Here is a 25,513-nt window from a genome sequence, read left to right on the forward strand (position 1 = left end):
CAAACCGAAGAATTGTCTAAAACATTAACAGGAGTTATATTAATTTGCCACAAACAGACAAATAAAACACATTTCATACTAAACATTTAGTTAACAACAGTTAACATTGACTAGATCAATGTCACATTTATAGATTTTTAAACCTATTATTAGTAAGGTTAAAGCCATTAATATTATTAAAAATTGCTTAAAAGTGCTTTTTAATGGTTATAATTTGCACTTTAATTTGAAACCAGAATATAAAACTACTAAACCGCACCAGCACAGGACACGAAAATAAACAATATCATTACATTTCAGACACAAAAAAGGCACTACCTTAGTAATGCCCTCTTATATAAATTGAGTTAAGTTTACTTACTTTCGCTATCTAGCTTAATAAGCTGCTTATCTTCACTTACTGCTTGTTGTTTTTGTTCAAGTAATAGCTGTGCTTCATCATCATGCTTATTATCATTAATACCAACATCAGCCATCATCTGCTTCACTCTTTTGCAAGATATACGTTTATGCATAATCAACTTCTCCGCTGTTAAATAATGCCAGCAGACCGTCACTACATCTTTACTACTTGGCCTTATACCAGCTCAATACTATCTTTGTGCTCTTCACTCTATAAATATGGCACATCACGCTTAATCTCACCTTATTATTGACACTCTTTTTTCGTATTAATAACAAAAGGATCTTAAAATAGTAACAGATAGATTATTTTAGCAAACAACATCATAAGCTGGTAAAGATCCTATAAATAAGCCAATAAGCTCGCTATCATTTAGTCATTAAGAAATATATCCCGTACCACGTTAAATTTCTTAGTAATCCCTCTGTTATTTCATACGGTGAGAATAAGAGTAAATTATGAGACCCACAGGCTGCATTTCACGACCAAGTCCATCCCGTTTTCGCACTAGCTATGTTCCAACCACAGCGGCAAATCGAGATAAGAATAAAAATAAGAAATAGTATTTATCGTTAATGTTCACCTATAAAAAAAGGAGCTGTAATCAGCTCCTTTTATTTATAAATCATAGTGTTACTTCGACCAACGATCCGCTGCAGAATTATCTGTTTCTCGCGCATCTACCCAACGGCTTTCCGATGGTGTTTGTTCTTTTTTCCAAAACGGAGCACGAGTTTTCAAATAATCCATAATGAATTCACAGGCTTCAAATGCAGCACCACGATGCGCACTTGTAACCCCAACAAACACAATTTGATCACCTAACTCAAGATCGCCTACACGATGGATCACTCGTGTCTGTAATAATGGCCACCGATTACGTGCTTGAACAATTATCTCTTGCAAGGCTTTTTCTGTCATACCCGGATAATGCTCTAACGACAAACCCGTTACTGCATCACCTTGGTTAAAATCACGCACTTTACCAATAAACGTCACCACAGCGCCCGCTTCATTACCTTCAGCAAGCTTGGCATATTCATCTGCAACTGAAAAATCTTGATGTTGGACTGAAATCATATTATCCCCCAGTGACTGGTGGGAAAAACGCGACTTCATCACCATCTTTAATGACAGTATCTAATCGGCAAATGGTTTGATTAACAGCAACCAATAATTTACCCGACTCTAATGCTAACTGCCATTTATCACCGCGAGATAATAATGACTGACGTAAGTCATCTGCTGTTGCAAATTCTGCTGCAACCTCAAGTCTATCAACACCGACTAACTCTTTAATTTGAGCAAAAAACAGTACTTTAATCATGCTTCAACCTTAAAGTGTCCAGATTTACCACCTGTCTTCTCAAGTAATCGTACTTGGCTGATAACCATGTCTTTTTGAACGGCTTTACACATATCGTAGATCGTTAATGCCGCAACAGAAGCAGCTGTTAACGCTTCCATTTCAACGCCCGTTTTTCCGGTTAGTTTACAGCAAGATTCTATGCGAACTTTATTTTCAGCAGCAATCGCTTCTAATTGAACTTCGACTTTAGTCAGTAGTAGTGGATGACATAATGGGATCAGATCCCATGTTTTCTTCGCAGCTTGAATACCTGCAATGCGCGCTGTTGCGAAAACATCACCTTTATGATGCTGACCAGAGACAATTAATGCCAAGGTTTCTGGTGCCATATGCACAAATGCTTCTGCACGTGCTTCACGTACTGTCTCTACTTTTGCTGATACATCAACCATGTTAGCTTCACCAGAAGCATTAATATGGGTAAATTGATTCATTCTTTATTCCCAATAAAAGCAATAACTTGTTCACTACCGATAATTATATATCGATAGCTAATGTATTATTTATCATCGTACTTCGTATAACCTAGCCACCAATAGATGCAAGGTTTGGCGTCATGCCCGTTTTACCTTCATCGAGAAAGTGACTGACAGCTTTGGTATTTAAGCTTGCTTGAATACGCTCAATAAGTTGTGGCTGCTGGCTATCGTCAGCTAATAAATCACGTAATTCAACGCCTTCTTCACCAAATAGGCACAGATGTAGCTTACCTTTTGCCGATACACGAAGACGATTACAGCTTTCACAAAAATTCTTTTCATATGGCATAATTAAACCAATTTCACCAATATAATCAGGGTGATAGAAAACTTGAGCTGGGCCATCATTGTTACTTTTTACTTTTAATAACCAACCGTTAGCAATCAGATGATTACGAATGCTGACACCTGACACATGATGTTTACTAAACAGGCTATCCATTTCACCTGTTTGCATTAACTCAATAAAGCGTAGTTGAATCGGACGGGTTTTAATCCATTCTAAAAACTTAGGTAGTTCTTGAGAGTTAAGATCTTTGAGTAAAACAGTGTTGATTTTTACCTGTTCAAAACCTGCATCAAAAGCCGCATCAATACCTTCCATAACCTGATGAAACATATTTTCACCGGTGATCTGGTAAAACATCTTTGGATCTAAGCTATCAACACTGACATTAATGTGTGTTAATCCAGCTTGACGCCATTCATGAACATGCTTTGCCATGCGATAGCCATTAGTGGTGGTCGCCACTTTAGTGATACCAGGTTGGCTCGCAACGGTACGAATGATATCGGTAAAATCACGACGTAAACTTGGCTCACCGCCAGTAATACGTACTTTGGTTGTACCACAATCAGCAAAAGCTGCCGTCACTCGATGAATTTCATCCAAGGTCAAAAAAGAGGGCTTCTTTTTTTCCGCTGGTTGGTAGCCATCAGGTAGGCAATAAGTACATTTGAAGTTACACACATCGGTAACTGAGAGTCGTAAATAGTAAAATTTACGATGAAAACTATCTTCTAATTGTTTAGCCACGGAACACCTTTCCAAATGCGGGAGGCCGATTCATTTCTAAACCAACCCTGGTGACATTATGTCACTGGCGTTAATCACTTATTGACTATTGGTCATTCCTTATTGGAATACTCAAACAGCACGTAGCAACTTAGTGAAAAAAGCTCGGAGTTATGGCAGTCATGCACATCAGTCGTTGATTAACTATTAATGTTACACAACGGCATTTCTTATTTAAAAGTATCAGAGTTTTTCGAAAATTGACAAATAACTGAAAAAAACAGGCTGACATTCTACCTTTCGAGCAGAAATACGACAATACTAGTTAAGTATTTACCCCTAAATTGATGGCACTAATGGAGGATTTATGTCCAATATAATCGAATCAGCAACATTGGATGATATTGCTCTTTATCTGCAACGAGAAGAAAGCCTTGATAATGACTCTGCGCATGCAGCTGCACAACAGGTGCTTAGTAATTTTATCGAAATGCGCAATAAGGGCTTAATTAAAGGGTGGTATTTTGATGATTTTGGCCACTTAGAATTATTACCAACTGACAGTGTTCAGTCGTGGATTGATCAAACGAAGTAGATCATTTAAGCATAATGGTTTTTATTTTGCATTTATTATATGCAACATGGTTATTATTTTGAACAATTATAATAAAAGCAATGGTTGTTTAATTATTTGCAATCAGGTAGTTGATTACTCAACCATGCTTTTGTGTTTCTTCGGCATCAGACTTGCTTGCCTATAAAAGAATACACTTTATAAAAATAGTGCAGCCATGACTACTTTCAATATGCCTTTATTATTCCAGAAACGTCATATTCTTCCTACTGGACGAATGCAACTTTATTTATCAGGAATTACCCACACCACAACACTGAGAGCCTTGTTGTTATCAAAAGCGGGTATCGGTATCTGCATGTTTAGTAATAAATCATCACGCAAAAAATTGTACCATATCGGCACAAGAGTCACGATTGAGGACTTTAATCATGAGCCGAATAATCCAGTAATTAGCTTAAATATTTATGGCCAAGAGCTGTTTAAAATTGCCACTATTGAGCAAGGTAGCGATAATATTATCTGGGGTAAATGCCAACAGTTACCGCGCTGGCCTCAGCAAGAGATCACCACTGAACAACAATTATTGTCGACACGGTTACAATTGATGTTTGACAAATACCCTGATTTAGACAAATTACACCACCAACAAGAATTTGATAATTTAAGTTGGTTATGTCAACGCTGGCTTGAAATATTACCGCTACCGACCCAAGAAAAACAAACCCTACTCAACCACCCTAATTGCCTTCATGCTTGCGATTATCTTATGAGTAAGATTTACACTCAACACTGACTTAAACATCACTATTATCTGATTAATATTCAAATGGACATTAACCAATAAATGCATAAACACGTAACATTTGTTAAAATATACCCATAAAATAATAATTAGAACAAATATTATGTCTACAGAGAGTACCGCAACAACGCGTATTGTTGCCATTGGTGGCGGCCATGGGTTAGGTCGTGTTTTATCCTCACTAGCCGATTATGGTTCACAAGTAACAGGTGTCGTCACCACAACAGATAACGGTGGTTCTACTGGTCGTATTCGCGCTTGTCAGGGCGGGATTGCGTGGGGAGATATGCGTAACTGTATTAACCAATTAATCACTGAACCATCGATTGGTTCGATGATTTTTGAATACCGTTTTCGCGGTAATGGTGAACTGAATGGCCATAATTTGGGTAATTTAATGTTAACGGCATTAGATAATCTATGTATTCGCCCTTTAGACGCCATTAATCTTATTCGCGATATGCTCCATGTTAAGCCTTATATTATTCCGATGTCTGAACACCCATCAGATTTAGCCGCAATCACCTATGACGGTAAAATAATTAATGGTGAAACCAGTGTCGATGAATTGGCAGAAGTGCCTAAACGGCTATATTTAGAGCCGGCAGTACCCGCAACCAAAGAAGCGGTAAATGCAATTATAGAAGCAGATATTATACTCTTAGGTCCTGGTAGCTTTTTAACCAGTATCATGCCGGTATTACTCTTACGCGATATCGAGCAAGCGTTAAAAGTCAGTAAAGCGAAAATCGCTTTTATTACTAACTTGGACAAAGAAAAAGGCCCAGCTGGAGAGATGAGCCTTGAAACAATGTTACATTGGTGCGAACGCGCAATGGCAGGCAGAGTGATTGATACCATTATTACTGACGAACATCAGCCACAGCTTGCATCTAAGTATCAACAAATGGTACTTGATTTAGCCTCTAATAATCATGAGTGGCGTCATGATCGTAACAAACTAAAGCATGCGGTTGATAGACTCATCGCTACCCGCTAGTTGCTTATATTCAACAGCCATTCCTTCGACCATTTGCCTAAATTGAGGTAAATGGTCAATCATCCAGTCATCTTGCCCTTGTCTGACTCGGTATTCACATTCTTGCGCCATCAATGCTAAATCATCAGCACCAAAACTTGCAGCACTACTTTTGATCGCGTGACTAATTTCACCAATTTGATTTACTGATGGCTGGCTTGACAGCTTTTGTAAATACTGTTCAAGCTCATCACTAAATACATTCAGTAATATGACGACTGTTTCTGCACCGACTTCATCAGCCAGTCTTTTTAATGTTTCTGCATTTATAGTGGTTGCCATTAATCAATCTCCCGACTACCCGTAGCTTCTTGCCAAGTTTGTAATTTACGATAAATTGTCGATGGGCTGACTTCTAACAATCCAGCAGCTCGCGGAATGTTACCGTCACAAGCATCAATAGCCCATTGAATAGCACGTTTTTCTACTATCCAAAGTGGTTCGATTTTATCTTTATGCACTTCATCAACAAATGACGTATTCACTGCAGACGTTAGCGTATTCAATTGTGGATAGATTGACATTGGTGATGCAATTTCTGCACCAAAAATAGCATTTATTGGCGGTGGAACCATTTCTTTAGTGACTTCTTCGCCAGTATTTAGCACCACAATATTACGAATAATATTTTGTAACTCACGAACGTTACCAGGCCAAGAATAAGACGCTATCAACTGTAATACTTCTTTAGAGAAACGGCTAAAATCTTTACCTTCTTCTAATGACATTAATCCAAGTAATGCATGGGCTATTTCGATTATATCTTCACCGCGATCACGCAAAGGCGGCAATGTAATTGGAATCACATGCAGACGATAATAAAGATCTTCTCGAAAACGCCCTTCCTGTACTTCTTGCCATGGGTTTCTATTGGTTGCACAAACAAAACGTACATCTACGCGCGATGTTTTTGATGAGCCAACTTTTTGATAGGTACCTGTTTGAATAAAACGCAACAACTTACTCTGTAAGTCTAAATCCATCTCACATAGTTCGTCCAACATCAAGGTACCATTATGTGCCATTTCAACCGCACCTTGGCGCTCGGTTGATGCCCCTGTAAATGCCCCTTTTACATGACCAAATAATTCACTTTCAATCAATTCTTTAGGAATGGCAGCACAATTTAACGCAATAAACGGTTTATCATGTCTTGGACTCGCAGCATGAATCGCTTCAGCGCACACTTCTTTACCAGTACCACTTTCACCTGTAATAAATACGGTGGCTTTACTTGATGCCGCAGATTCAATAACACGATATACCGCTTGCATAGGTAAGCTGTTACCAATAAAACCTTGATATTGAGCACCGTCAGATTGTTTAGAAGCGGTATCAGATGATTTGGTGTTGCCTTTAAATACATTATTAACTGTTATACGTAATCTATCAGCCTCACAAGGCTTAATTAAAAAATCTTGAGCACCTTGTCGAATCGCATCAACAGCAATATCAATCGATCCGTGAGCTGTCATGATCACAACCGGAATATTTCCGTGTTGTTGTCGAACTTGTTGTAATACTTCCATGCCTGTCATATCGGGCAAACGAAGATCTAATAAAATTAGATCCGGAATAATATCTTTAATAAAGCTCAGTGCTTCTTTACCTGTTCCCACAATACTAACATTGAGTCCGAGGGGATTTAGGTAAGATTTATATAAGGCAGCTACTGACGCAGTATCTTCAACCATTAAGACTTGGCGTTGTCGTGTAATGCTTTCCATCGCTCCTCCAAAAACGAACCCCTTAAGCTAATTGTAATCAATACAACAGAAACTGGGTTCCTAATTTGTATTTTTTATATTATGCCAGATCGATTCGCATAATGATTCGCATTTTGCAAAAGCATTCTTTTTTTGCACTGTTCAAACGACAAATAAACACAACTAATACCGTGTATATTCACAGAAAAAGACAAACAGACCGCAAAATAAAAATTGGCATGGAGTATGCTATATAAATACTGACTCTCTATCTTAGGGGTCAACCTAGCCAACTGACGTTGTTTGTGGATTCTTTCACGTAACAATGAAGCCAACCGAAACTTTTATCGGCTGGCTTTTTTTTTATCTCACGGTTAATGCTAAAAACATTTTTTAGCTATTAGCAATAAACTGCTGTCGTAATTGATGGATTTTATCTCGCGTATCAGCGGCCTGTTCAAACTCTAGGTTTTGTGCAAAGTCATACATTTGTTTTTCTAGTGCTTGTATTTCAAGCTCTAATTGTTGCGGAGTTAATATTGAATAAGTACCTTTAGATTCTGCGACTTTATGGAGATCTGCAGCTTTATTACGTGACTTAGTACGTCCACTTGGAGCACCGAGCTCTAATAAATCACCAATTTTCTTATTCAATTTTTGTGGTGTAATATTATTTTCTAAATTGTAAATTATTTGCTTTTCACGTCGGCGTTGAGTTTCATTTATTGCCCGCTCCATTGAACCCGTAATACGATCACCATATAAAATCGCTTTGCCTTCGACATTTCGTGCCGCACGTCCCATGGTTTGAATCAAGGATCTTTCTGAACGTAAAAAGCCTTCTTTATCTGCATCTAAAATTGCAACCAGAGACACTTCTGGAATATCTAATCCTTCGCGTAATAAGTTAATTCCCACCAATACATCGAACTTGCCTAAACGTAAATCACGAATAATTTCAACCCGTTCTACGGTATCAATATCAGAATGAAGATAACGTACCTTTACACCATGCTCGGTTAAATACTCAGTAAGATCTTCAGACATACGCTTGGTTAGCGTTGTGACTAATACGCGTTCTTGTTTGGCTGAACGAATATTAATTTCAGACAATAAATCATCAACTTGGGTTGCTACGGGTCTGACTTCTATTTCAGGATCGAGTAGCCCAGTCGGACGCACCACTTGCTCTGCAATATCGCCCCCCGATTTTTCAATTTCATAGTTACCAGGTGTCGCCGATACATAGATAGTCTGTGGCGCTAATGATTCAAACTCCTCAAACTTCATTGGTCGGTTATCAAGTGCTGAAGGTAATCGAAATCCATATTCAACCAGATTTTCTTTGCGCGAACGGTCACCACGGAACATGGCACCAATTTGAGAAACAGTAACGTGTGACTCATCAATGATTAATAGACCGTCAGCAGGAAGATAATCAAACAATGTTGGTGGTGGCTCACCCTCAGTACGCCCACTGAGATAACGTGAATAGTTTTCAATACCAGAACAAAAACCCAGTTCGTTCATCATTTCAATATCAAACTGGGTTCGCTGAGAAATACGCTGCTCTTCAACTAGTTTATTATTATCTAGTAATTGTTGCTTACGCTGCGTGAGTTCGAGTTTAATTCCTTCAATCGCTTCTAGAATTTTCTCTCTTGGTGTCACATAGTGAGTTTTAGGGTAAATCGTTGTCCGTGCTAAATCACGTTGAATGATGGCACCTGTAAGGGGATCAAATGCTGAAATGACTTCGACTTCATCATCAAATAGCTCAAGTCGAATGGCTTCTTTTTCAGATTCTGCCGGAAAAATATCAATTACTTCGCCACGAACACGAAACGTACCACGTTCAAAAACAGCATCATTACGTTTATATTGCAGTTCGGCTAAACGACGCAAAATATCACGCTGATTGAGTACATCACCTCGGCGAACGTGAAGCATCATTTTCAAATAAGATTCGGGATCACCAAGACCATAAATAGCAGATACTGACGCGATGATAATAACATCACGCCGCTCCATTAATGCTTTAGTGGCTGATAATCGCATCTGTTCAATATGAGCATTTACTGATGCATCTTTTTCAATAAACGTATCTGTCGTAGGTACATAAGCCTCAGGTTGATAATAATCGTAATAGGAAACAAAATATTCAACCGCATTTTCAGGAAAGAAATCCCGCATTTCACCATAGAGCTGAGCTGCTAAGGTTTTATTGGGTGCCATGATAAGAGTTGGACGATTGGCTTGAGCAATAACATTAGCAATCGTAAACGTTTTCCCTGATCCCGTTACGCCAAGTAACGTTTGCTGTGCAAGACCAGAATCGAGTCCATCCATTAATTGCTCTATTGCCGTAGGTTGATCACCCGCTGGAGAATAATCAGAAACAAGATTAAACAGTTTACTCATTACATTTATCCGTAATAACAATACTGTCTATCATTGTGAGCACCCTTCCAGTAATGTCAATACTGGCTTGAAGTGTTAGACGTGTAACATGCGGTAAGGCAGAGGCAGAGGCAGAGGCAGAGGCAGAGGCAGAGGCAGAGGCAGAGGCAGAGGCAGAGGCAGAGTATATAAAAAATAGCTTCAGTAATAAAAACAATACCGAACAAAAATCGAACACCAAAATCAATTTTAACAGTAAAAGCCACAATCTAGTATTAATACTAAATCCCCTTTGGACTTTAGATTTTTATTACTGAAGCAAAACCAACCAATGTTAGGTTAAAAATAAAAACAGATATCGATACATATAATATGTGATCATTTTAACATTGAGTATTTCATCGCTTACTGACTAATGTTAGTAAAGATAGAAGGCAATAATGAATACAGAAATACTCAATGCCGCAAAATAATAAGCAAAGGTCTATCAATAATAAATACTTACTAATGAATGTATCAGCAACAATATATAACCAAAATTAATGCATCATAATGTGATTTATTATGTGAACATAGGCATCACATTAACAAATAATAAAATATCTTTTACTTCAAACAGATAGAAAATAATAATAACTATTAATCGATGGAGCTAAAATTAAAATTTATAATGTATGATAAAATAATTCATCGTTTTTTATGTCTTTTTACTAAAAAACCACTTTTAAATTATGCTAAATTATCCATACTCAGTAGATATGATTGGTTTTACGTGAAAACTTTCAATTATTGAGTACTGTAACGGCTAATAAATTAACTATCATCCACAGCTTTTCCAGAATCTACAATTTTTAATATCACGCTATAGATAGCTATAATTATTCATTATTAATAACAATTTTATATTTATTTTATCACCAAGTGCCTTACTCTCATTGCTAATAGCGCCTCTTTTGCCATTTGGCATTTTATCAACACCCATCAAAGTAACGACGATCATCAACATAGTTATCCACAGAAATTGTGGACAACAGCCAAAACACCTGACCATTAGGCACTTCTTAAAAATCAAGTCTTTTTGATTAAAAAAACAAAAAAAGCTAGCCTTGATGACTAGCCTTGTATATCAGCGCAAAATACTAACAATGCACTCAGTAACTAAGATTCATTAAAAACTGCACATCATCGCCTGGTTGATAATAAACAGGCTCATTACCGTAGCTGAAGAATTTTAATGGTTTACCATTAGCGGCATGATAACTAATATTATTATCAGCGATCGCTAACCATGTTCCTTCTGGAATACCAATCACTGGTTCATGCTTATTAACTTCAAGAAATTCTTGAATACGTTCATCACGAGTTTCACCCATATGCCCTTCAACAGATGCTTCTAAATAATGCGGATTTATTTGAAAAGGCACGAAGTTTAATGAGGATAAAATAGCACCAGTAACAATTGGCATATCATTAGTTGTACGGATCGTTGGGCAACCAATATTGGTGCCCGCGCTCCAACCAATATAGGCTTTACCTTGCTTTAATACTGCTTTACGAATAGGGCCAACGAGACCTAAATCATGTAAGGTTTTATTTAGTACCCATGTATTGCCACCACTCACAATAATACCGTCAGCTTGTTCTATAGCTGCTACTGGATCTGGAGCATTGTGCAAGCCTGTTGCAATACAATCCAATCCTAACTTATCAAATGTTGCCTGAACCAATGCCACACGATCATCATGGCTGGAACGAATAACTGCGTATGGAATGACTACAAAATGCTTCGCCCCAGTACGTTTAACTTGATCGATAATTGCATCTGCCGCAAATTCCATTACGTGGGTATTACCTGCAATTTTGCCGTTACTGAGTAATAAAATATCCATTGTTCTATCCTATAACCTATGTTTATTCTTCAGGTGTGTTATCGCGAACACTATTTATATTTAACTCACTATATCAAACGCAAAATTAGCTGTGTTTACAACCGACACAATCACAATTTAAAAAAACTTCAATCAAAAACAGCTATTCACTCATTTCTATTAGCAGCTTGACTACTTAAAAAAACATACATCACACCATAACAACTCAAAAAAAACACATTTACTCAACAACTCAATCTCAATAACAAAGCTAAAATAAGAATTATGGTTAACTAAAAACTTACTTTTCAATCAACTAGCTAAATTTAATACAATTAATAGTTAAAACCCTACCCTTGAGGAGTTGTTATAGGGCTCACAAAATCAGATAATGTTAAGATCTCTTGCAATGATAATGAATTTGGTATGACTGAATACCTGTTACTCCTCATCGGGACAGTGTTGGTTAACAACTTTGTACTCGTTAAATTCTTAGGTCTATGCCCTTTTATGGGTGTATCTAAGAAACTAGAAACAGCAATCGGAATGGGCTTAGCCACAACATTTGTGCTAACCCTTGCTTCCGTGTGCGCATATCTCGTTGAAACCTACATTTTGGATCCTCTTGGTATCCAATATCTACGCACACTGAGCTTTATACTTGTGATTGCTGTCGTGGTGCAATTTACTGAAATGGTGGTTCATAAAACTAGCCCAACACTCTACCGTTTGCTGGGTATATTCTTACCATTGATCACGACTAACTGTGCGGTATTGGGTGTGGCTTTATTAAATACCAATGAGCACCATAACTTTATCCAATCCGTCATTTATGGCTTTGGTGCTGCGGTGGGTTTCTCATTGGTATTAGTATTATTTGCTTCCATGCGTGAACGAATTGCAGCCGCAGATGTACCTGCTCCTTTTAAAGGTGCATCCATTGCGATGATCACTGCGGGCCTTATGTCTCTTGCCTTTATGGGCTTTACTGGATTGGTGAAATTGTAATGAGCGGGATCTTAATTGCTGCCATTGTGCTCGCAGTGTTAGCTGCAATATTTGGCATTATTTTAGGTTTTGCTTCAGTACGTTTCAAAGTTGAAGCTGATCCAATTGTTGAGCAAATAGATGCCATTTTACCGCAAACACAATGCGGTCAATGTGGGTTTCCGGGTTGTCGTCCTTATGCTGAGGCCATTGCTAATGGTGAAATCATTAATAAATGCCCACCAGGTGGTCAAGCAACCATTGAGAAACTGGCTGATTTAATGGGTGTTGATGTGCCTCAAGCTTCTGATGAAGTTACCAACAGCATTAAAAAAGTTGCTTTTATTCATGAAGATATGTGTATTGGTTGCACCAAGTGTATTCAAGCGTGCCCCGTTGACGCCATTGTTGGTGGCACTAAAGCAATGCACACTGTAATAAAAGACGAATGTACAGGCTGCGATCTTTGTGTTTCTCCTTGTCCTACAGACTGTATTGAAATGATCCCTGTTGAAGAAACACCGGATAACTGGAAATGGCAACTCAACCAAATCCCCGTGGTTAATATTGCTGCGACAGCGAATGTAGAAAAGGTTAAGCCGTAGTCATGCTCTCAATTATTGAACAAATTAAACAAGGCAAGCTGTGGGATTTCCATGGCGGCATTCATCCTGCTGAAAACAAACTATTGTCAAATAAGCAACCGCTCAAATCTGCGGGTATTCCGAGTGAATTAGTACTACCGTTAAAACAACATATCGGCTCTCGTGGTGACATCATTGTCAACATTGGCGATCACGTTCTAAAAGGCCAACCACTAACGCAAGGTGATATTGCGATGTGTGTGCCTATTCACGCGCCGAGCTCGGGCACGATAACGGCGATAGAGCAACGTACTACCGCTCACCCTTCTGGCTTAACAGATCTAGCTATTGTTATCTCAACCGACAATCAAGATACTTGGTGTCGTGGCAAACAATATCCTGATTATCAAGATCGTGATCCTGCTGAACTTATTGAAGCAATTCGACTTGCTGGTATTGCAGGCTTAGGCGGCGCTGGTTTTCCTACAGCACGTAAACTACAAGGTGGCTTAGGTAACGTTGATATTTTAATTATCAATGCTGCTGAATGTGAACCTTATATCACAGCCGATGACCGACTAATGCAAGACTATGCCGATGAAGTCATTGAAGGCATTCGCATTCTACGCCATATCATCGCGCCTAAATTAACCATCATTGGTATTGAAGATAATAAACCAGATGCGATTAAAGCATTAGAAGCTTGTGTCAGCGAAGATGATAATATTCTTATTCGCGTGGTTCCGACCAAATACCCTTCTGGTAGCTCCAAGCAATTAGTTAAAATCTTAACGGGCCGTGAAGTACCAAGCCAAGCACGTTCAACCTCTATCGGGGTGATCATGCAGAACGTGGGGACCGCATTTGCGATTAAACGTGCGATTGTTGACGGTGAACCATTAATTGAACGTGTAGTAACATTAACCGGCGAAGCCTTTAAGCAACGTGGCAATGTGTTTGCTCTATTAGGCACACCCATTGCGTATTTACTTGAGAAATTTGGCTATCAAGCCGATAAAAAATATCCTCGAGTAATTATTGGTGGCTCATTAATGGGTTTTACACTACCTCATGCAAATGTGCCAATCACTAAAATTACTAACTGTATTTTAACGCCTAAGCGTAAAGAACTACCGTTACATACCTATGAAATGGCTTGTATTCGCTGCTCAGCCTGTGCCGATGCTTGTCCGTCATCGTTGTTACCACAACAATTACAATGGTATGCCAAAGATAAAAACTACGAAAAATGTGAGGAATATAATTTAAGTGACTGCATTGAATGTGGCGCTTGTGCTTATGTTTGTCCAAGTGAAATTCCGTTAGTACAGTATTACCGTCAAGCTAAAGCTGAAATTTGGGAACGCAAACAAGACGAAATCAATGCCGAACGCGCTCGTCAGCGTTTCGAAGCCAAGCAACAACGTATGGAACGCGATAAAGCTGAACGTGAAAACCGCTTTGCTAAAGCTGCCACTGATCGTCGTCAGCAGATGGCATCAACAGGTGGTGACGATGCCGTTGCAGCCGCTATTGCTCGAGTAAAAGCAAAACAAGCAGCCGCAACTGACGCAGCACCAGCAACAGCAACAGTTAAACCCGCAGTAGCTGCAGCGATAGCAAAAGCAAAAGCCAGACAAGCCGCTTCAGCATCAGAAGCAAATGCCGTTCCAGATAACAGCGAAATGGCCGCACTACGTAAACAACGTAAACTGCAAGCACGTGAACAAAAAGCAGCAAAACATGCAGAGTTAATGCAGCAACAAACCGCTACCGAACAACCAGCAGAGCAAGTTACCGCTAAAACAGATGCTGTCGCTGCTGCCGTTGCACGTGCGAAAGCCCGTAAAGCCGCTCAACAAGAGCAAGCAACAACTGCTGCTGAGTCTGCACCAGAAGTGAATACTGGCGTTGAAAACGATCCTAAAAAAGCCGCTGTCGCTGCTGCCGTTGCACGCGCTAAAGCCCGTAAAGCCGCTCAACAAGAGCAAGCAACAGCTGCTGCCGAGCCTACGGATGAAGTGAACTCTGACGTTGCAAACGATCCTAAAAAAGCCGCTGTCGCTGCTGCCGTTGCACGCGCTAAAGCCCGTAAAGCCGCTCAACAAGAGCAAGCAACAACTGCTGCTGAGTCTGCACCAGAAGTGAATACTGGCGTTGAAAACGATCCTAAAAAAGCCGCTGTCGCTGCTGCCGTTGCACGCGCTAAAGCCCGTAAAGCTGCCCAACAACAACCAACAGCTGCCACTGAGCCTACGGCTGAAGTGAACTCTGACGTTGCAAACGATCCTAAAAAAGCCGCTGTCGCTGCTGCCGTTGCACGCGCTAAAGCCCGTAAAGCCGCTCAACAAGAGCAAGCAACAGCTGCTGCCGAGCCTACGGTTGAAGTGAACTCTGACGTCGCAAACGATCCTAAAAAAGCCGCTGTCGCTGCTGCCGTTGCACGCGCTAAAGCCCGTAAAGCAGCCCAGCAGCAACAACCAACAGCTGCTGAGCCTACAGCTGAAGTGAACACTAACGTTGAAAGCGATCCTAAAAAAGCCGCTGTCGCTGCTGCCGTTGCACGCGCTAAAGCCCGTAAAGCTGCCCAGCAACAACCAACAACAGCTGCTGAGCCTACAGCTGAAGTGAACACTAACGTTGAAAGCGATCCTAAAAAAGCCGCTGTCGCTGCTGCCGTTGCACGTGCTAAAGCCCGTAAAGCTGCCCAGCAAGCCAATAAAGTACAACCTAACATTGAGGAAGAATAATCGTGGCTTTTAATATTGCCAGCTCACCCCATGCACATAATCGTCGAAGTACGAGTGTTATCATGCGTACGGTTATTTTATGCGCAATTTTTGGCGTTGTTGCTCAATGCTACTTTTTCGGCCTTGGAACCCTGATCCAAATCGTTTTCGCATCAATCTGCGCGATTATATTTGAAGTCATCGTACTAAAATTACGCCAACGTCCATTAGTACCTTATTTGCGTGATAATACTGCATTGTTAACAGGGGTATTGATCGGTATTTCAATTCCTCCTTTAGCACCATGGTGGATCACTGTCATTGGGGTATTCTTTGCTATCGTAATCGCAAAGCACCTATATGGTGGTATGGGACAAAACCTATTTAACCCTGCAATGGTTGCCTATGTTGTATTGTTAATCTCATTCCCTGTTCAGATGACAACATGGTTACCACCGGTATCATTAAGTGCTAATCCCGTTACTTTTATGGATAGTCTGTCTGCTATTTTCACTGGCTTTACGCCTGATGGTTTTAGTGTTCAACAACTCAAAATGTCTGTTGATGGTTACACCATGGCAACACCACTAGACACGCTAAAAACCTCTTTAAAAACAGGTATGACCGTCGCTGAAGCAATGAAAAAACCAGTGTATGGCACATTGGCTGGCGTTGGTTGGGAATGGGTTAATATTGGCTTTTTATTAGGCGGCTTATTACTGCTTAAATTGCGTATTATTCAATGGCACATTCCTGTTGCAATACTAAGTTCATTATTCGTAATGAGCAGCATTATTTATGTCATCGATCCAACCGTTGCCGCTTCACCGTTATTACATATGTTCTCTGGTGCAACAATGTTGGGTGCATTCTTTATTGCAACCGACCCCGTTACCGCATCAACAACAATAAAAGGCCGACTAATCTTTGGTGCTTTTATTGGCGTAATGATCTACCTGATCCGTACTTGGGGTGGCTTTCCTGATGGGGTCGCTTTTGCGGTATTGTTGGGTAATTTATGTGTACCTATCATTGATTACTACACCCGTCCACGCACTTACGGACACTAATAATGAGTATGACCATGTTTAAATCAATGAAAAAAAATGGGTTGATTCTAGCAATTTTTGCTTTGTTATCAACGGCATTAGTTTCTCTTACTCACTATTTCACCGCTGATCGTATTTTTCAGCAACAGCAGCAACAATTATTGAATACCTTAAACCAAGTTATTCCTGTTAACAGTCACGATAATTTACTTTATAAGCACTGTACCTTAGTTAAAAACCAGCAATATATCGGTACTAAAACAGCAATGCCTGCTTATATCGCAACCCAAGATGGTAAGCCTACAGGCATTGCTATTGAAGGTATTGCACCTGATGGTTATAGCGGTGCGATTAAATTGATTGTTGGACTTGATACGAAAGGCGTTATCACTGGTGTGCGTATTTTAGAGCAGCATGAGACACCGGGACTTGGTGACAAAATTGAAACATCTGTCAGTGACTGGATCTATAGTTTTACTGGTAAGCGGGTTAATGGTGCCAACGATCCTAAGTTCCATGTTCGTAAAGATGGCGGTGAATTTGACCAATTTACAGGGGCGACGATTACACCGCGTGCAGTGGTAAAAGCCGTCAAAAATATCTCGTTGTACTGGCAAAATAATCAACAGCAGATTCTTAGCCAGCCACTAGACTGTCCGAGTGAATAATTATGACCACATCTTATAAAGAGTTGATGAAAAATGGTTTATGGTACAACAACCCGACAGTGGTACAGCTGTTAGGTCTATGTCCATTACTGGCGGTATCATCAACCGCAACCAACGCATTGGGATTAGGACTTGCCACGACCATGGTACTGGTAATGTCTAATTTTACTATTTCTGTTATTCGAAAATTAGTGCCATCAGAAATACGTATTCCGGTATTCGTGATGATCATTGCGTCACTGGTAACTTGCGTACAATTATTAATGAATGCTTATGTTTATGGTTTATATAAATCATTGGGTATCTTCATTCCTTTGATCGTAACGAACTGTATTATTATTGGTCGAGCTGAAGCTTTTGCTTCTAAAAACAAGCCATTGCCTGCCGTTTTAGATGGTTTATGGATGGGGCTAGGCATGACATCTGCCCTATTTTTACTCGGTGCGATGCGTGAAATTTTAAGTAAAGGTTCATTGTTTGACGGCGCTAACCGCTTATTAGGTGATTGGGCATCAGTCCTACATATCCAACTTTTTCATTTTGACAGCAGCTTTTTACTAGCAATGTTACCACCCGGTGCTTTCCTTGGTGTCGGCTTCATGATTGCGGTGAAAAATGTTATTGATAAATATAAAGCCGATAAGCAATCAGCGTTAGAACAGCAACAACCCAAAGTAGAGCGTGCTCGTATTACTGATGTTAAGTAATATTGCTGTTGTCATTAACAAATAATAAAACTGGCTTTCGGGCCAGTTTTTACTATTGATATCTATAATTATAATCACAATTGTAACTATTACCGCTCGGTGCTCACCCTCAACAATCATGGTGATATTTACACTACGTTTTGTCAGGAAAGACTATGAATAATCAAAAACGGGTTCAGATATTAGAACGATTACAAGCTGAAAATCCACACCCACAAACTGAACTTCATTGGACAACACCATTTGAATTATTAATCTCAGTGTTGCTATCAGCCCAAGCGACTGACGTTAGTGTCAACAAAGCCACAGATAAACTTTACCCTATCGCCAATACCCCCCAAGCTATCTTTGATCTTGGCGTTGATGGTGTGAAGCAATATATAAAAACCATCGGTTTATTTAATTCTAAAGCTGAAAACGTCATCAAAACATGCCGTATTCTATTAGATAAACATAATGGAGAAATTCCTGAAAATCGTGAAGCATTAGAAGCCCTGCCTGGTGTCGGTCGAAAAACTGCCAATGTCGTCCTTAATACAGCTTTTGGTTGGCCAACCATTGCGGTTGATACCCATATTTTTCGAGTTTGTAATCGCACTAAGTTTGCGATGGGGAAAAATGTTGAGCAAGTAGAAGAAAAATTGCTAAAAGTTGTTCCGGCTGCGTTTAAAGTTGATGTTCACCACTGGCTAATTTTGCATGGCCGCTATACCTGCATCGCACGTAAACCTCGCTGCGGTAGTTGTATTATCGAAGACTTATGTGAATACAAAGACAAAATAGAAATATGACATCGCTTTAATGTAAGTATCTCTATTTCATCCAGAATAGTCACCAACAAAAAAGGAGCATTCAAATGCTCCTTTTTTAAAACTAATAATCTAGTTATTACAATGGTGTACAGTCAATATTAAAGCCATTTTGTTTTCGTTTAGCGGCAAGTTCTGCTGCCCCTTTACCAAGCGCATTTAATAACTCATCACGTTGTTGAGGTGAGACTTTTTTACCACTAGCATCAAGAGATTGCTGTAATTCTACTGCTGCTTTTTGCTTATCACCTTGAAGGTAACTTTCTTGGGCAAGGGCTATATAAGCCATACTTCGTGCTAAAGGCTGACCTTCATGCCCTAGCGCCTGTAATTCTGTTGCTGCACCAGGTTTACACAATTGTTGATTTTTTATTGCTTCAGCAACGGGCTTTAAATTTGCTTTAACGACGTTGTTGAGCACTTCCTTGGTGGTATCTGTCGCCACATTCTCAACCGTAGTAGTGAACATTTTAATACCAGTAATCACTGCGACAATAATTACAATACCGATCAATAGACGCTTATTCACACTCAAATCCTTATTCGCTGATTAACACAACTATCATAAAGGTGTTATCAATAGCCAATGTCAACAGACGATTAACATTACGCTCATATTGAATTTAAATTTGACTACGCCCTAATGAAATCACCACTCGACGGTTTTGATGACGACCGACAGGGGTTGAGTTATCGGCAATAGGTCGCCGTTTACCATGAGCTTCAACTTGAATGCGATCGTCAGGTAAACCTAACCCTCTAAAATAATCTTCGATTTTAGCTGCTCGTTGTTCTGATAACCGTTGTCCTGCCACTGTTCCAAGCGCTGAATCACTGTATGCAGCAACCAATACTAAATCGATATCATCAGAATAGCGTACATAATCAGCAATCTGCGCTAACCTCTGCTGTGACATATTATTCAGCTCATCACTATCATTGTTGTAATGCAAAATAGTAAAAGCGATATCGTCAAAACTAAATGGCATCAAGTTATTCAGACATTGACTAAAAAGTTGATACGATTTATTAAAATTAACTGCAGATAAACCAACTTCTAACTGACGTTGTCGCTGCGCAGGCCAACTTTTATAGCTAAACGTGGGATTACGTCCATCTTCTAACTCTGCCAACATTTGCCACGCGGTATTACCTTCAATATAACCATCAAATTGTTTAAAAAATTTCAAATTAATCATCGCATGAGCAGCATCGCCAGGCATCCAACTCGGTGGCATTGAAGTTAACTTAACATTGCGGGTTGCTCCAAGTTGACGCTGCATTTTCAACTCAAAATGCAAGTTCATTTTTTTACTCGAACGTGCTGAAAACTGTGCCGTTCCATAAGCTGGAATGGCGTGTTCTAATCGACACTCTAACGGCGTATCAACCACAAGTTGCCACTGTGATTGATGTGGCGAGGCGAGATAGTTTTTAGCCTCAGCATTCGATATTGAAATAAAGACACTAATAACTAATCCAATTCGTAACCAAGGCATTAATACTTCTATTGAATTCATTTTATAACCAGACTAAGAGAAAATAATACAACGACGATAATAACGTTACACTGCTATATCGGCATGTATGGTATGAGCTTTAGCCTTCTATTACTCAATCAAACTATTGTTACTTCAAATCGTATTTCTATGATTGAACAGCAATGAAATTAAACGCTTAATCTGCCATACTATGTGATTCTTTTATTTTGACAGCAGTACTATGAGCCAAGATAACCAATGTAATACCTTAAAAAGTCGCTTTCGCGGCTACTTTCCTGTCGTTATTGACGTTGAAACTGCAGGTTTTAATGCAAAAACGGATGCCTTATTAGAAATTTGTGCTGTCACTTTACAAATGGATGAAGATGGTTGGCTAAAACCTGCAACGACCATTCATTTTCATGTCGCTCCTTTTGAAGGTGCAATTTTACATAAAGAAGCGTTAGAATTTAACGGTATCCGCGACCCATTTAGCCCATTACGTGGTGCGGTATCTGAAGAAGTTGCACTCAAAGAAATTTATAAGCAAATCAGAAAAGAACAAAAAAACACTGATTGCACCCGTGCGATTATGGTGGCGCATAATGCGACGTTTGATCATAGCTTTGTAATGGCGGCATCAGAGCGCGCAAAACTAAAACGTAATCCATTCCATCCATTTGCGACCTTTGATACCGCAGCATTAAGCGGTTTAGCCTTTGGACAAACGGTGTTGGCTAAAGCCTGTCAAACCGCAGAAATTCCATTTGATAATAAAGAAGCGCACTCAGCATTATATGATACTGAACGTACCGCTGAATTATTTTGCAAAATCGTTAATAAGTGGAAACAACTCGGTGGCTGGCCATTATTCACGCCACCAACAGACGACACTGACAGCAAATAATCTAAATTGCGCTGAATTTTTTATTAAACCCATCCCTGTATGGGTTTTTTTATACCTCTTACATCGTTCGTCAAATAAATAGACGCAAAAATTAACAATTACTTAACATTAATCTTATACTTGGTCTGTAATGCGTTTTGTTTTTCCTCATGGATGAATAAAAAATAACATAACGACAACTGAGAGGCAGAATAATGTCCGTAAATATACGTTATCTTTCCCTTGCGCTTTGTGCAGCGCTGACTAGTACTTCAGTGTTTAGTGCGGGGTTTCAAGTCTCAGAACAATCTGCATCAGGCTTAGGCCGCGCTTTTGCCGGAGAGGCAGCTATCGCTGATAATGCTGCTGTAATCTCTCGCAATCCTGCTGCGATGACAAAATTTAACACCATGACAGTATCTGTTGTTGGCAGTGTTGTTATACCAGATGTTGATGTTATCGCCCATGATGCACCTAACGGCATCCAAACAGCCAAAAATGTGGCTCCAACCGCTTTTGTACCTGCTAGTTATTTTATTCAACCGCTCAATGAGCGCTTTTCTTGGGGGCTAGCCTTATTTTCAGGCTACGGCGTCACTACCGATTATCCTGCTGATTTTTATGATGGTACTTCTGCAGGTAAAACCTCACTGGTAGCCATCAATTTAAACCCCAGTATTGCTTATAAAGTTAATAATCAGTTGAGCCTTGGGGTCGGTCTCAATGCTGTTTATGCCAAAGCTGAACTCTATCGCCATTATGGACAGAATGCGTTACCGTTCTATCCAGCGATTAAACCCAGTGATAAAACCATTAACATGGAAGGTGACACTTGGAGCTGGGGATGGAACATCGGTGCTTTCTATCAATTAGATGATAATAACCGTTTTGGGCTTGCTTACCGTTCAAAAGTTGATCTTGATTTTAAAGGCGATTTTACTGATTACTCCGGATTAGTATTAGGCAGTGCCAATCGCGGCCAAACTATCAAAGGAAAACTTCCTGTTATTCTACCCGCTACCGCTGAGTTTTCTGGTTTTCATCGGCTTAATCCGAAAATTGCTGTTCATTACAGCCTTTTCTGGACCCAATGGAGTTCATTTAAAGAGTTACGTGCCACCAACGCACAATGTAATTTCAATGGTCAAATGCCAGGGATTTGCTTGCTAAAAGATGAAGATTATAGCGATGCATTTCGATGGGCTATTGGCACCACATACACTCTCAACCCGAACATTACCTTACGTGCTGGATTTGCCTTTGATGAGCAAGGCGGTAAAGCCACGCTTAGTATTCCAGATACTGACCGCTACTGGTATTCAGCCGGCGTCACCTACCAGCATAGTCCTCGCTTAAGTATTGATATTGGCTTGAGTTATATCTACGGCAAAGACAGCAACTTTATCGAAACTGACCACCGTTTTACTGCCAGCAGTGTTGCTTATATTGGAGCGGCACAAGTTAACTACGCCTTTTAGCCACAATGCATAACAACATTTAATAAGGAAATATATGAACAAGTATATTTTAACAATACTAACAACAAGTTTGGGGCTAATGGGGTGTGGTGGCGACAGTAAATTGGAAGGGACACCAACACTGGATCCCAATATTACCGATAGCATTAACGCCGCGACTAAAATCAACTTTGATTTAATCACTGATCCACAAAGCCCTATCCTCGTTCAACCCACTTATTTATTAATGGACAGTCGCGACGGCACTTTAAATACCGAAGTTGCAGCTGCTGATGCCAATGATATTAGCGATCCATTAATAACAATGGGACACACTGATGGTTGGAGTACCAGTCAACCACTGCAACTGCAATTTGTGGGAAATGATCTTGATAGCACAACGCTAGCTAATGGCTTTTATTTAATTGAGTCTAACGACCCAACCACCAGAACCAACACCATAGAACCGACTAAGCTCACTCAAAATGATGGCGATTTTGTATTATCAGCATCAGGTACCACGCTTACTGTATTGCTGTTAAAACCATTAAAACCCGCCTCTAATTATATGTTTGCTATTACAAGCGATCTTAAAGACAGCAACGGTGATAGTGTCGGTATGAGTAATAGCTATGCGGTCTTAAAAGCCAATGCGCCACCTCCGGTTGCGGCACTGGTTGCAGCCCAAGATATTACTCATGCCACAGAAGCTGAATTTATAAAAGTAGGGGTTAGCCAAGACAGTATTATGTTCTCAAGTTGGTTTACAACCGCTTCTATCGGTGATGCTGTATATGCCGTTAAAGCCGCGACAGCACTAGCATTACAGCAAGGTGCTAATACTGTTTGGAAAGGCAGTGCGATTAGCGATCAAGTCTCCACCTCAGATTTGCGTAGTCTCTTTAGTTTCTCCAACCTCACCGACACCAAACAAACCACGCCACAAGCAAAAGGGGAAATCTATACTGGCACAATAGCACTGCCCTATTTTTTAGATAATACTGCCGCAGGTTTTGCAACAACGCCTTGGCAAAGTGGCATGCCAAGTTTAGCTATTATCAGCTCCGTATTAACCTCCGGTAGTGACGCTGATAAAGCAGCAATTGTTGCGCAATTAGCTCAACTCAATATCACTCCAGCAGACATTGCAGCGGCGGCCAACGATGCAGACATACAACGTCGCTTACTGGTGACACTAACAGGCACAACATTGACATTAGCTGATGGCAACCAACTTGATCCACAACGATTGATCACCCGCTTTAGTCCATTGCCCAAGCTACAATCAGTACAATATCTTGATTACACTCTGATTCTACCTGTAGACCCGAGTTGTGATCAGGTAGCAAAGAACGCCACCAGCATTTATTTACATGGTATTACTAGCACCAAAGAAACCGTATTAGCTCTAGCAGATAATATTATAAATGAGCAGTGCCAAGCGATTTTTGCCATCGATCATCCATTGCATGGCAGTCGAGCAATTGCAGGGGTTGATGGCAGTGCCAGTGATGGTCATCCAGAGTACTATTTAAATTTATCAGCACTCACTGTTGCCAGAGATAACCTTCGCCAAAGCACAACAGATATAATTGGATTACGCGCAGCAATTGGGCAAGTATTTGCGACTATCGCATCAAGTGATGCCTCTGCAATTGGGGGTTTAGGAAATTTAAAAACGCTCGATCCAGCGCAAGGAGTTAACTTCATTGGCCACTCTTTAGGTGCTATCACCGGTGTCAGTGTGGCTAACATTGCTAACCGTCCCGTAGACATACCGCAAACTGACGCACTCTTGTTTGATATTAATGCCCTTGCCTTAGCCAACCCTGGCGGTGAAATCCCGTATTTATTGCTTAACTCTGGTAGTTTTGGAGATTTTGTAAAAGGCAACTTAATGGCAACAACCAATTCAACCTTTGCCGCTTTTTGCCAACAACAATCACTGCAACCTGATGTATGCTTTAATGCTTATCAGGCAGATCTAATTGCTAAAGGCGATGCGAGCTCTATTGCAACCTTAACCGCAATATATGCCACTTTTAATAGCTTTGCGTACGCGGCTCAAACGGTATTAGATACTATCGATCCAACTAATCATGCTCCTCTGGTAAGCCCAAATACAGGCTTATATTTAGCTCAAGTTAAAGATGATGCGACCATTCCTAATATGATCCCATTGGGAGCAACCATTGCCGGTACCACGATTTTACAACCCTACTCTCCGTTTACCGGTACAACCCCGCTAATTAGTGGCTTAGATCTAATGGTCACTAACCAAAGTATGACAAATCAATTGGTACGCAACGCCATTTTATTTAATCAAGGTGGTCATTCATCACTGCTCGATTCGACAATCAATCCTGCTGTAACCCAAGAAATGCAAACGGAAATAGCGTCATTTATAAACACTAATGGCCTAAACCTCACGATAGATAATAAAAGTGTAATAACCACAACCCCTTAAGTTTTTTATCAATAAAATGTTTAATCATAAG

The 25,513-nt window shown here is 40.0% G+C and carries 24 protein-coding genes and 1 riboswitch; of the genes, 13 read left to right on the top strand and 11 right to left on the bottom strand.

From position 1 onward, the window contains the following. Window positions 1-353 precede the first annotated feature (353 nt). From G6R09_RS10200 to moaA, 5 genes are all read right to left on the bottom strand, one after another. Complete coding sequence (locus G6R09_RS10200; protein ID WP_162270714.1) at window positions 354-515, bottom strand: hypothetical protein; 162 nt, start codon at window positions 513-515, stop codon at window positions 354-356. A 521-nt stretch (window positions 516-1,036) separates the two neighbouring features. Beyond that, window positions 1,037-1,483 (bottom strand): molybdopterin synthase catalytic subunit MoaE, encoded by a 447-nt coding sequence (gene moaE / locus G6R09_RS10205; protein ID WP_163922169.1) that lies wholly within the window; start codon window positions 1,481-1,483, stop codon window positions 1,037-1,039. 1 nt (window position 1,484) lies between these two features. Beyond that, entirely contained in the window at window positions 1,485-1,730 is a 246-nt protein-coding gene (gene moaD / locus G6R09_RS10210; RefSeq protein ID WP_163922172.1) for a molybdopterin synthase sulfur carrier subunit, read from the bottom strand. Continuing rightward, the gene (gene moaC, locus G6R09_RS10215; protein WP_060998187.1) at window positions 1,727-2,206 is read right to left on the bottom strand and encodes a cyclic pyranopterin monophosphate synthase MoaC; all 480 of its coding nucleotides are present in this window, start codon (window positions 2,204-2,206) and stop codon (window positions 1,727-1,729) included. Before moaC ends, moaD begins: the two co-directional genes overlap by 4 nt. A gap of 91 nt (window positions 2,207-2,297) precedes the next feature. Next, the gene (gene moaA / locus G6R09_RS10220) at window positions 2,298-3,287 is read right to left on the bottom strand and encodes a GTP 3',8-cyclase MoaA (protein ID WP_065168173.1); all 990 of its coding nucleotides are present in this window, start codon (window positions 3,285-3,287) and stop codon (window positions 2,298-2,300) included. After that, window positions 3,276-3,449: riboswitch (molybdenum cofactor riboswitch) on the bottom strand. (Overlaps the previous gene by 12 nt.) Before the next feature lie 184 nt (window positions 3,450-3,633). Here moaA and G6R09_RS10225 point away from each other — a divergent pair. The 3 genes from G6R09_RS10225 (at window position 3,634) to yvcK (ending at window position 5,645) form a co-directional block, all read left to right on the top strand. Next, entirely contained in the window at window positions 3,634-3,861 is a 228-nt protein-coding gene (locus G6R09_RS10225; RefSeq protein ID WP_065168172.1) for a hypothetical protein, read from the top strand. Between the two features lie 196 nt (window positions 3,862-4,057). After that, window positions 4,058-4,636, top strand: coding sequence for an LON peptidase substrate-binding domain-containing protein (locus G6R09_RS10230; RefSeq protein ID WP_065168171.1), 579 nt, complete (start codon window positions 4,058-4,060; stop codon window positions 4,634-4,636). Between the two features lie 112 nt (window positions 4,637-4,748). Next, window positions 4,749-5,645: a uridine diphosphate-N-acetylglucosamine-binding protein YvcK gene (yvcK, locus tag G6R09_RS10235; RefSeq protein ID WP_065168170.1), complete on the top strand. Its 897-nt coding sequence runs from the start codon at window positions 4,749-4,751 to the stop codon at window positions 5,643-5,645. Here yvcK and G6R09_RS10240 read toward each other — a convergent pair. The 4 genes from G6R09_RS10240 to pepE form a co-directional block, all read right to left on the bottom strand. Beyond that, complete coding sequence (locus G6R09_RS10240) at window positions 5,607-5,966, bottom strand: Hpt domain-containing protein (RefSeq protein ID WP_065168169.1); 360 nt, start codon at window positions 5,964-5,966, stop codon at window positions 5,607-5,609. The genes yvcK and G6R09_RS10240 overlap by 39 nt on opposite strands. Continuing rightward, window positions 5,966-7,411, bottom strand: a complete 1,446-nt coding sequence (luxO, locus tag G6R09_RS10245; RefSeq protein ID WP_065168168.1) for a quorum-sensing sigma-54 dependent transcriptional regulator LuxO — start codon at window positions 7,409-7,411, stop codon at window positions 5,966-5,968. The genes G6R09_RS10240 and luxO overlap by 1 nt, the downstream gene beginning before the upstream one ends. 372 nt (window positions 7,412-7,783) lie before the next feature. Beyond that, entirely contained in the window at window positions 7,784-9,811 is a 2,028-nt protein-coding gene (uvrB, locus tag G6R09_RS10250) for an excinuclease ABC subunit UvrB (RefSeq protein WP_065168167.1), read from the bottom strand. 1,130 nt (window positions 9,812-10,941) lie between these two features. Beyond that, window positions 10,942-11,679, bottom strand: a complete 738-nt coding sequence (gene pepE, locus G6R09_RS10255) for a dipeptidase PepE (RefSeq protein ID WP_065176282.1) — start codon at window positions 11,677-11,679, stop codon at window positions 10,942-10,944. A gap of 405 nt (window positions 11,680-12,084) precedes the next feature. Between pepE and rsxA the strand changes: the two genes are divergently transcribed. From rsxA to nth, 7 genes are all read left to right on the top strand, one after another. After that, window positions 12,085-12,666, top strand: coding sequence for an electron transport complex subunit RsxA (gene rsxA / locus G6R09_RS10260; protein ID WP_060998179.1), 582 nt, complete (start codon window positions 12,085-12,087; stop codon window positions 12,664-12,666). Beyond that, window positions 12,666-13,250: an electron transport complex subunit RsxB gene (gene rsxB, locus G6R09_RS10265; protein ID WP_065168165.1), complete on the top strand. Its 585-nt coding sequence runs from the start codon at window positions 12,666-12,668 to the stop codon at window positions 13,248-13,250. The genes rsxA and rsxB overlap by 1 nt, the downstream gene beginning before the upstream one ends. Before the next feature lie 2 nt (window positions 13,251-13,252). Next, a complete protein-coding gene (gene rsxC / locus G6R09_RS10270; RefSeq protein WP_163922175.1) occupies window positions 13,253-15,979 on the top strand; it encodes an electron transport complex subunit RsxC in 2,727 nt (908 codons plus the stop codon). 2 nt (window positions 15,980-15,981) lie between these two features. Further along, window positions 15,982-17,028 (top strand): electron transport complex subunit RsxD, encoded by a 1,047-nt coding sequence (rsxD, locus tag G6R09_RS10275; protein ID WP_163922178.1) that lies wholly within the window; start codon window positions 15,982-15,984, stop codon window positions 17,026-17,028. A gap of 14 nt (window positions 17,029-17,042) precedes the next feature. Then, window positions 17,043-17,675, top strand: coding sequence for an electron transport complex subunit RsxG (rsxG, locus tag G6R09_RS10280; protein ID WP_065168274.1), 633 nt, complete (start codon window positions 17,043-17,045; stop codon window positions 17,673-17,675). A 2-nt stretch (window positions 17,676-17,677) separates the two neighbouring features. Beyond that, window positions 17,678-18,382: an electron transport complex subunit E gene (locus tag G6R09_RS10285; RefSeq protein ID WP_065168163.1), complete on the top strand. Its 705-nt coding sequence runs from the start codon at window positions 17,678-17,680 to the stop codon at window positions 18,380-18,382. A gap of 155 nt (window positions 18,383-18,537) precedes the next feature. Beyond that, window positions 18,538-19,173, top strand: a complete 636-nt coding sequence (gene nth, locus G6R09_RS10290; RefSeq protein WP_065168162.1) for an endonuclease III — start codon at window positions 18,538-18,540, stop codon at window positions 19,171-19,173. A gap of 97 nt (window positions 19,174-19,270) precedes the next feature. Here the strand turns inward: nth and G6R09_RS10295 are convergent, their stop codons facing one another. Together G6R09_RS10295 and G6R09_RS10300 are read right to left on the bottom strand one after the other, a co-directional pair. Continuing rightward, a complete protein-coding gene (locus G6R09_RS10295) occupies window positions 19,271-19,720 on the bottom strand; it encodes a hypothetical protein (RefSeq protein ID WP_163922181.1) in 450 nt (149 codons plus the stop codon). A gap of 94 nt (window positions 19,721-19,814) precedes the next feature. Continuing rightward, entirely contained in the window at window positions 19,815-20,690 is an 876-nt protein-coding gene (locus G6R09_RS10300; protein WP_373423716.1) for an OmpA family protein, read from the bottom strand. A gap of 223 nt (window positions 20,691-20,913) precedes the next feature. On the opposite strand from G6R09_RS10300, the gene rnt reads away from it, so the two are divergent. From rnt to G6R09_RS10315, 3 genes are all read left to right on the top strand, one after another. Then, window positions 20,914-21,579 carry a ribonuclease T gene (gene rnt / locus G6R09_RS10305; protein WP_065168159.1) on the top strand — a complete coding sequence of 222 codons (666 nt, stop codon included), beginning with the start codon at window positions 20,914-20,916 and terminating at the stop codon, window positions 21,577-21,579. A 194-nt stretch (window positions 21,580-21,773) separates the two neighbouring features. Further along, window positions 21,774-23,036, top strand: coding sequence for an outer membrane protein transport protein (locus G6R09_RS10310; protein WP_163922184.1), 1,263 nt, complete (start codon window positions 21,774-21,776; stop codon window positions 23,034-23,036). Between the two features lie 34 nt (window positions 23,037-23,070). After that, complete coding sequence (locus G6R09_RS10315) at window positions 23,071-25,482, top strand: VolA/Pla-1 family phospholipase (RefSeq protein WP_163922187.1); 2,412 nt, start codon at window positions 23,071-23,073, stop codon at window positions 25,480-25,482. The last annotated feature ends 31 nt before the right edge of the window (window positions 25,483-25,513 follow it).

The organism is Photobacterium sp. Alg240-V54, from assembly GCF_900537155.1.
Lineage (GTDB): Bacteria > Pseudomonadota > Gammaproteobacteria > Enterobacterales > Vibrionaceae > Photobacterium.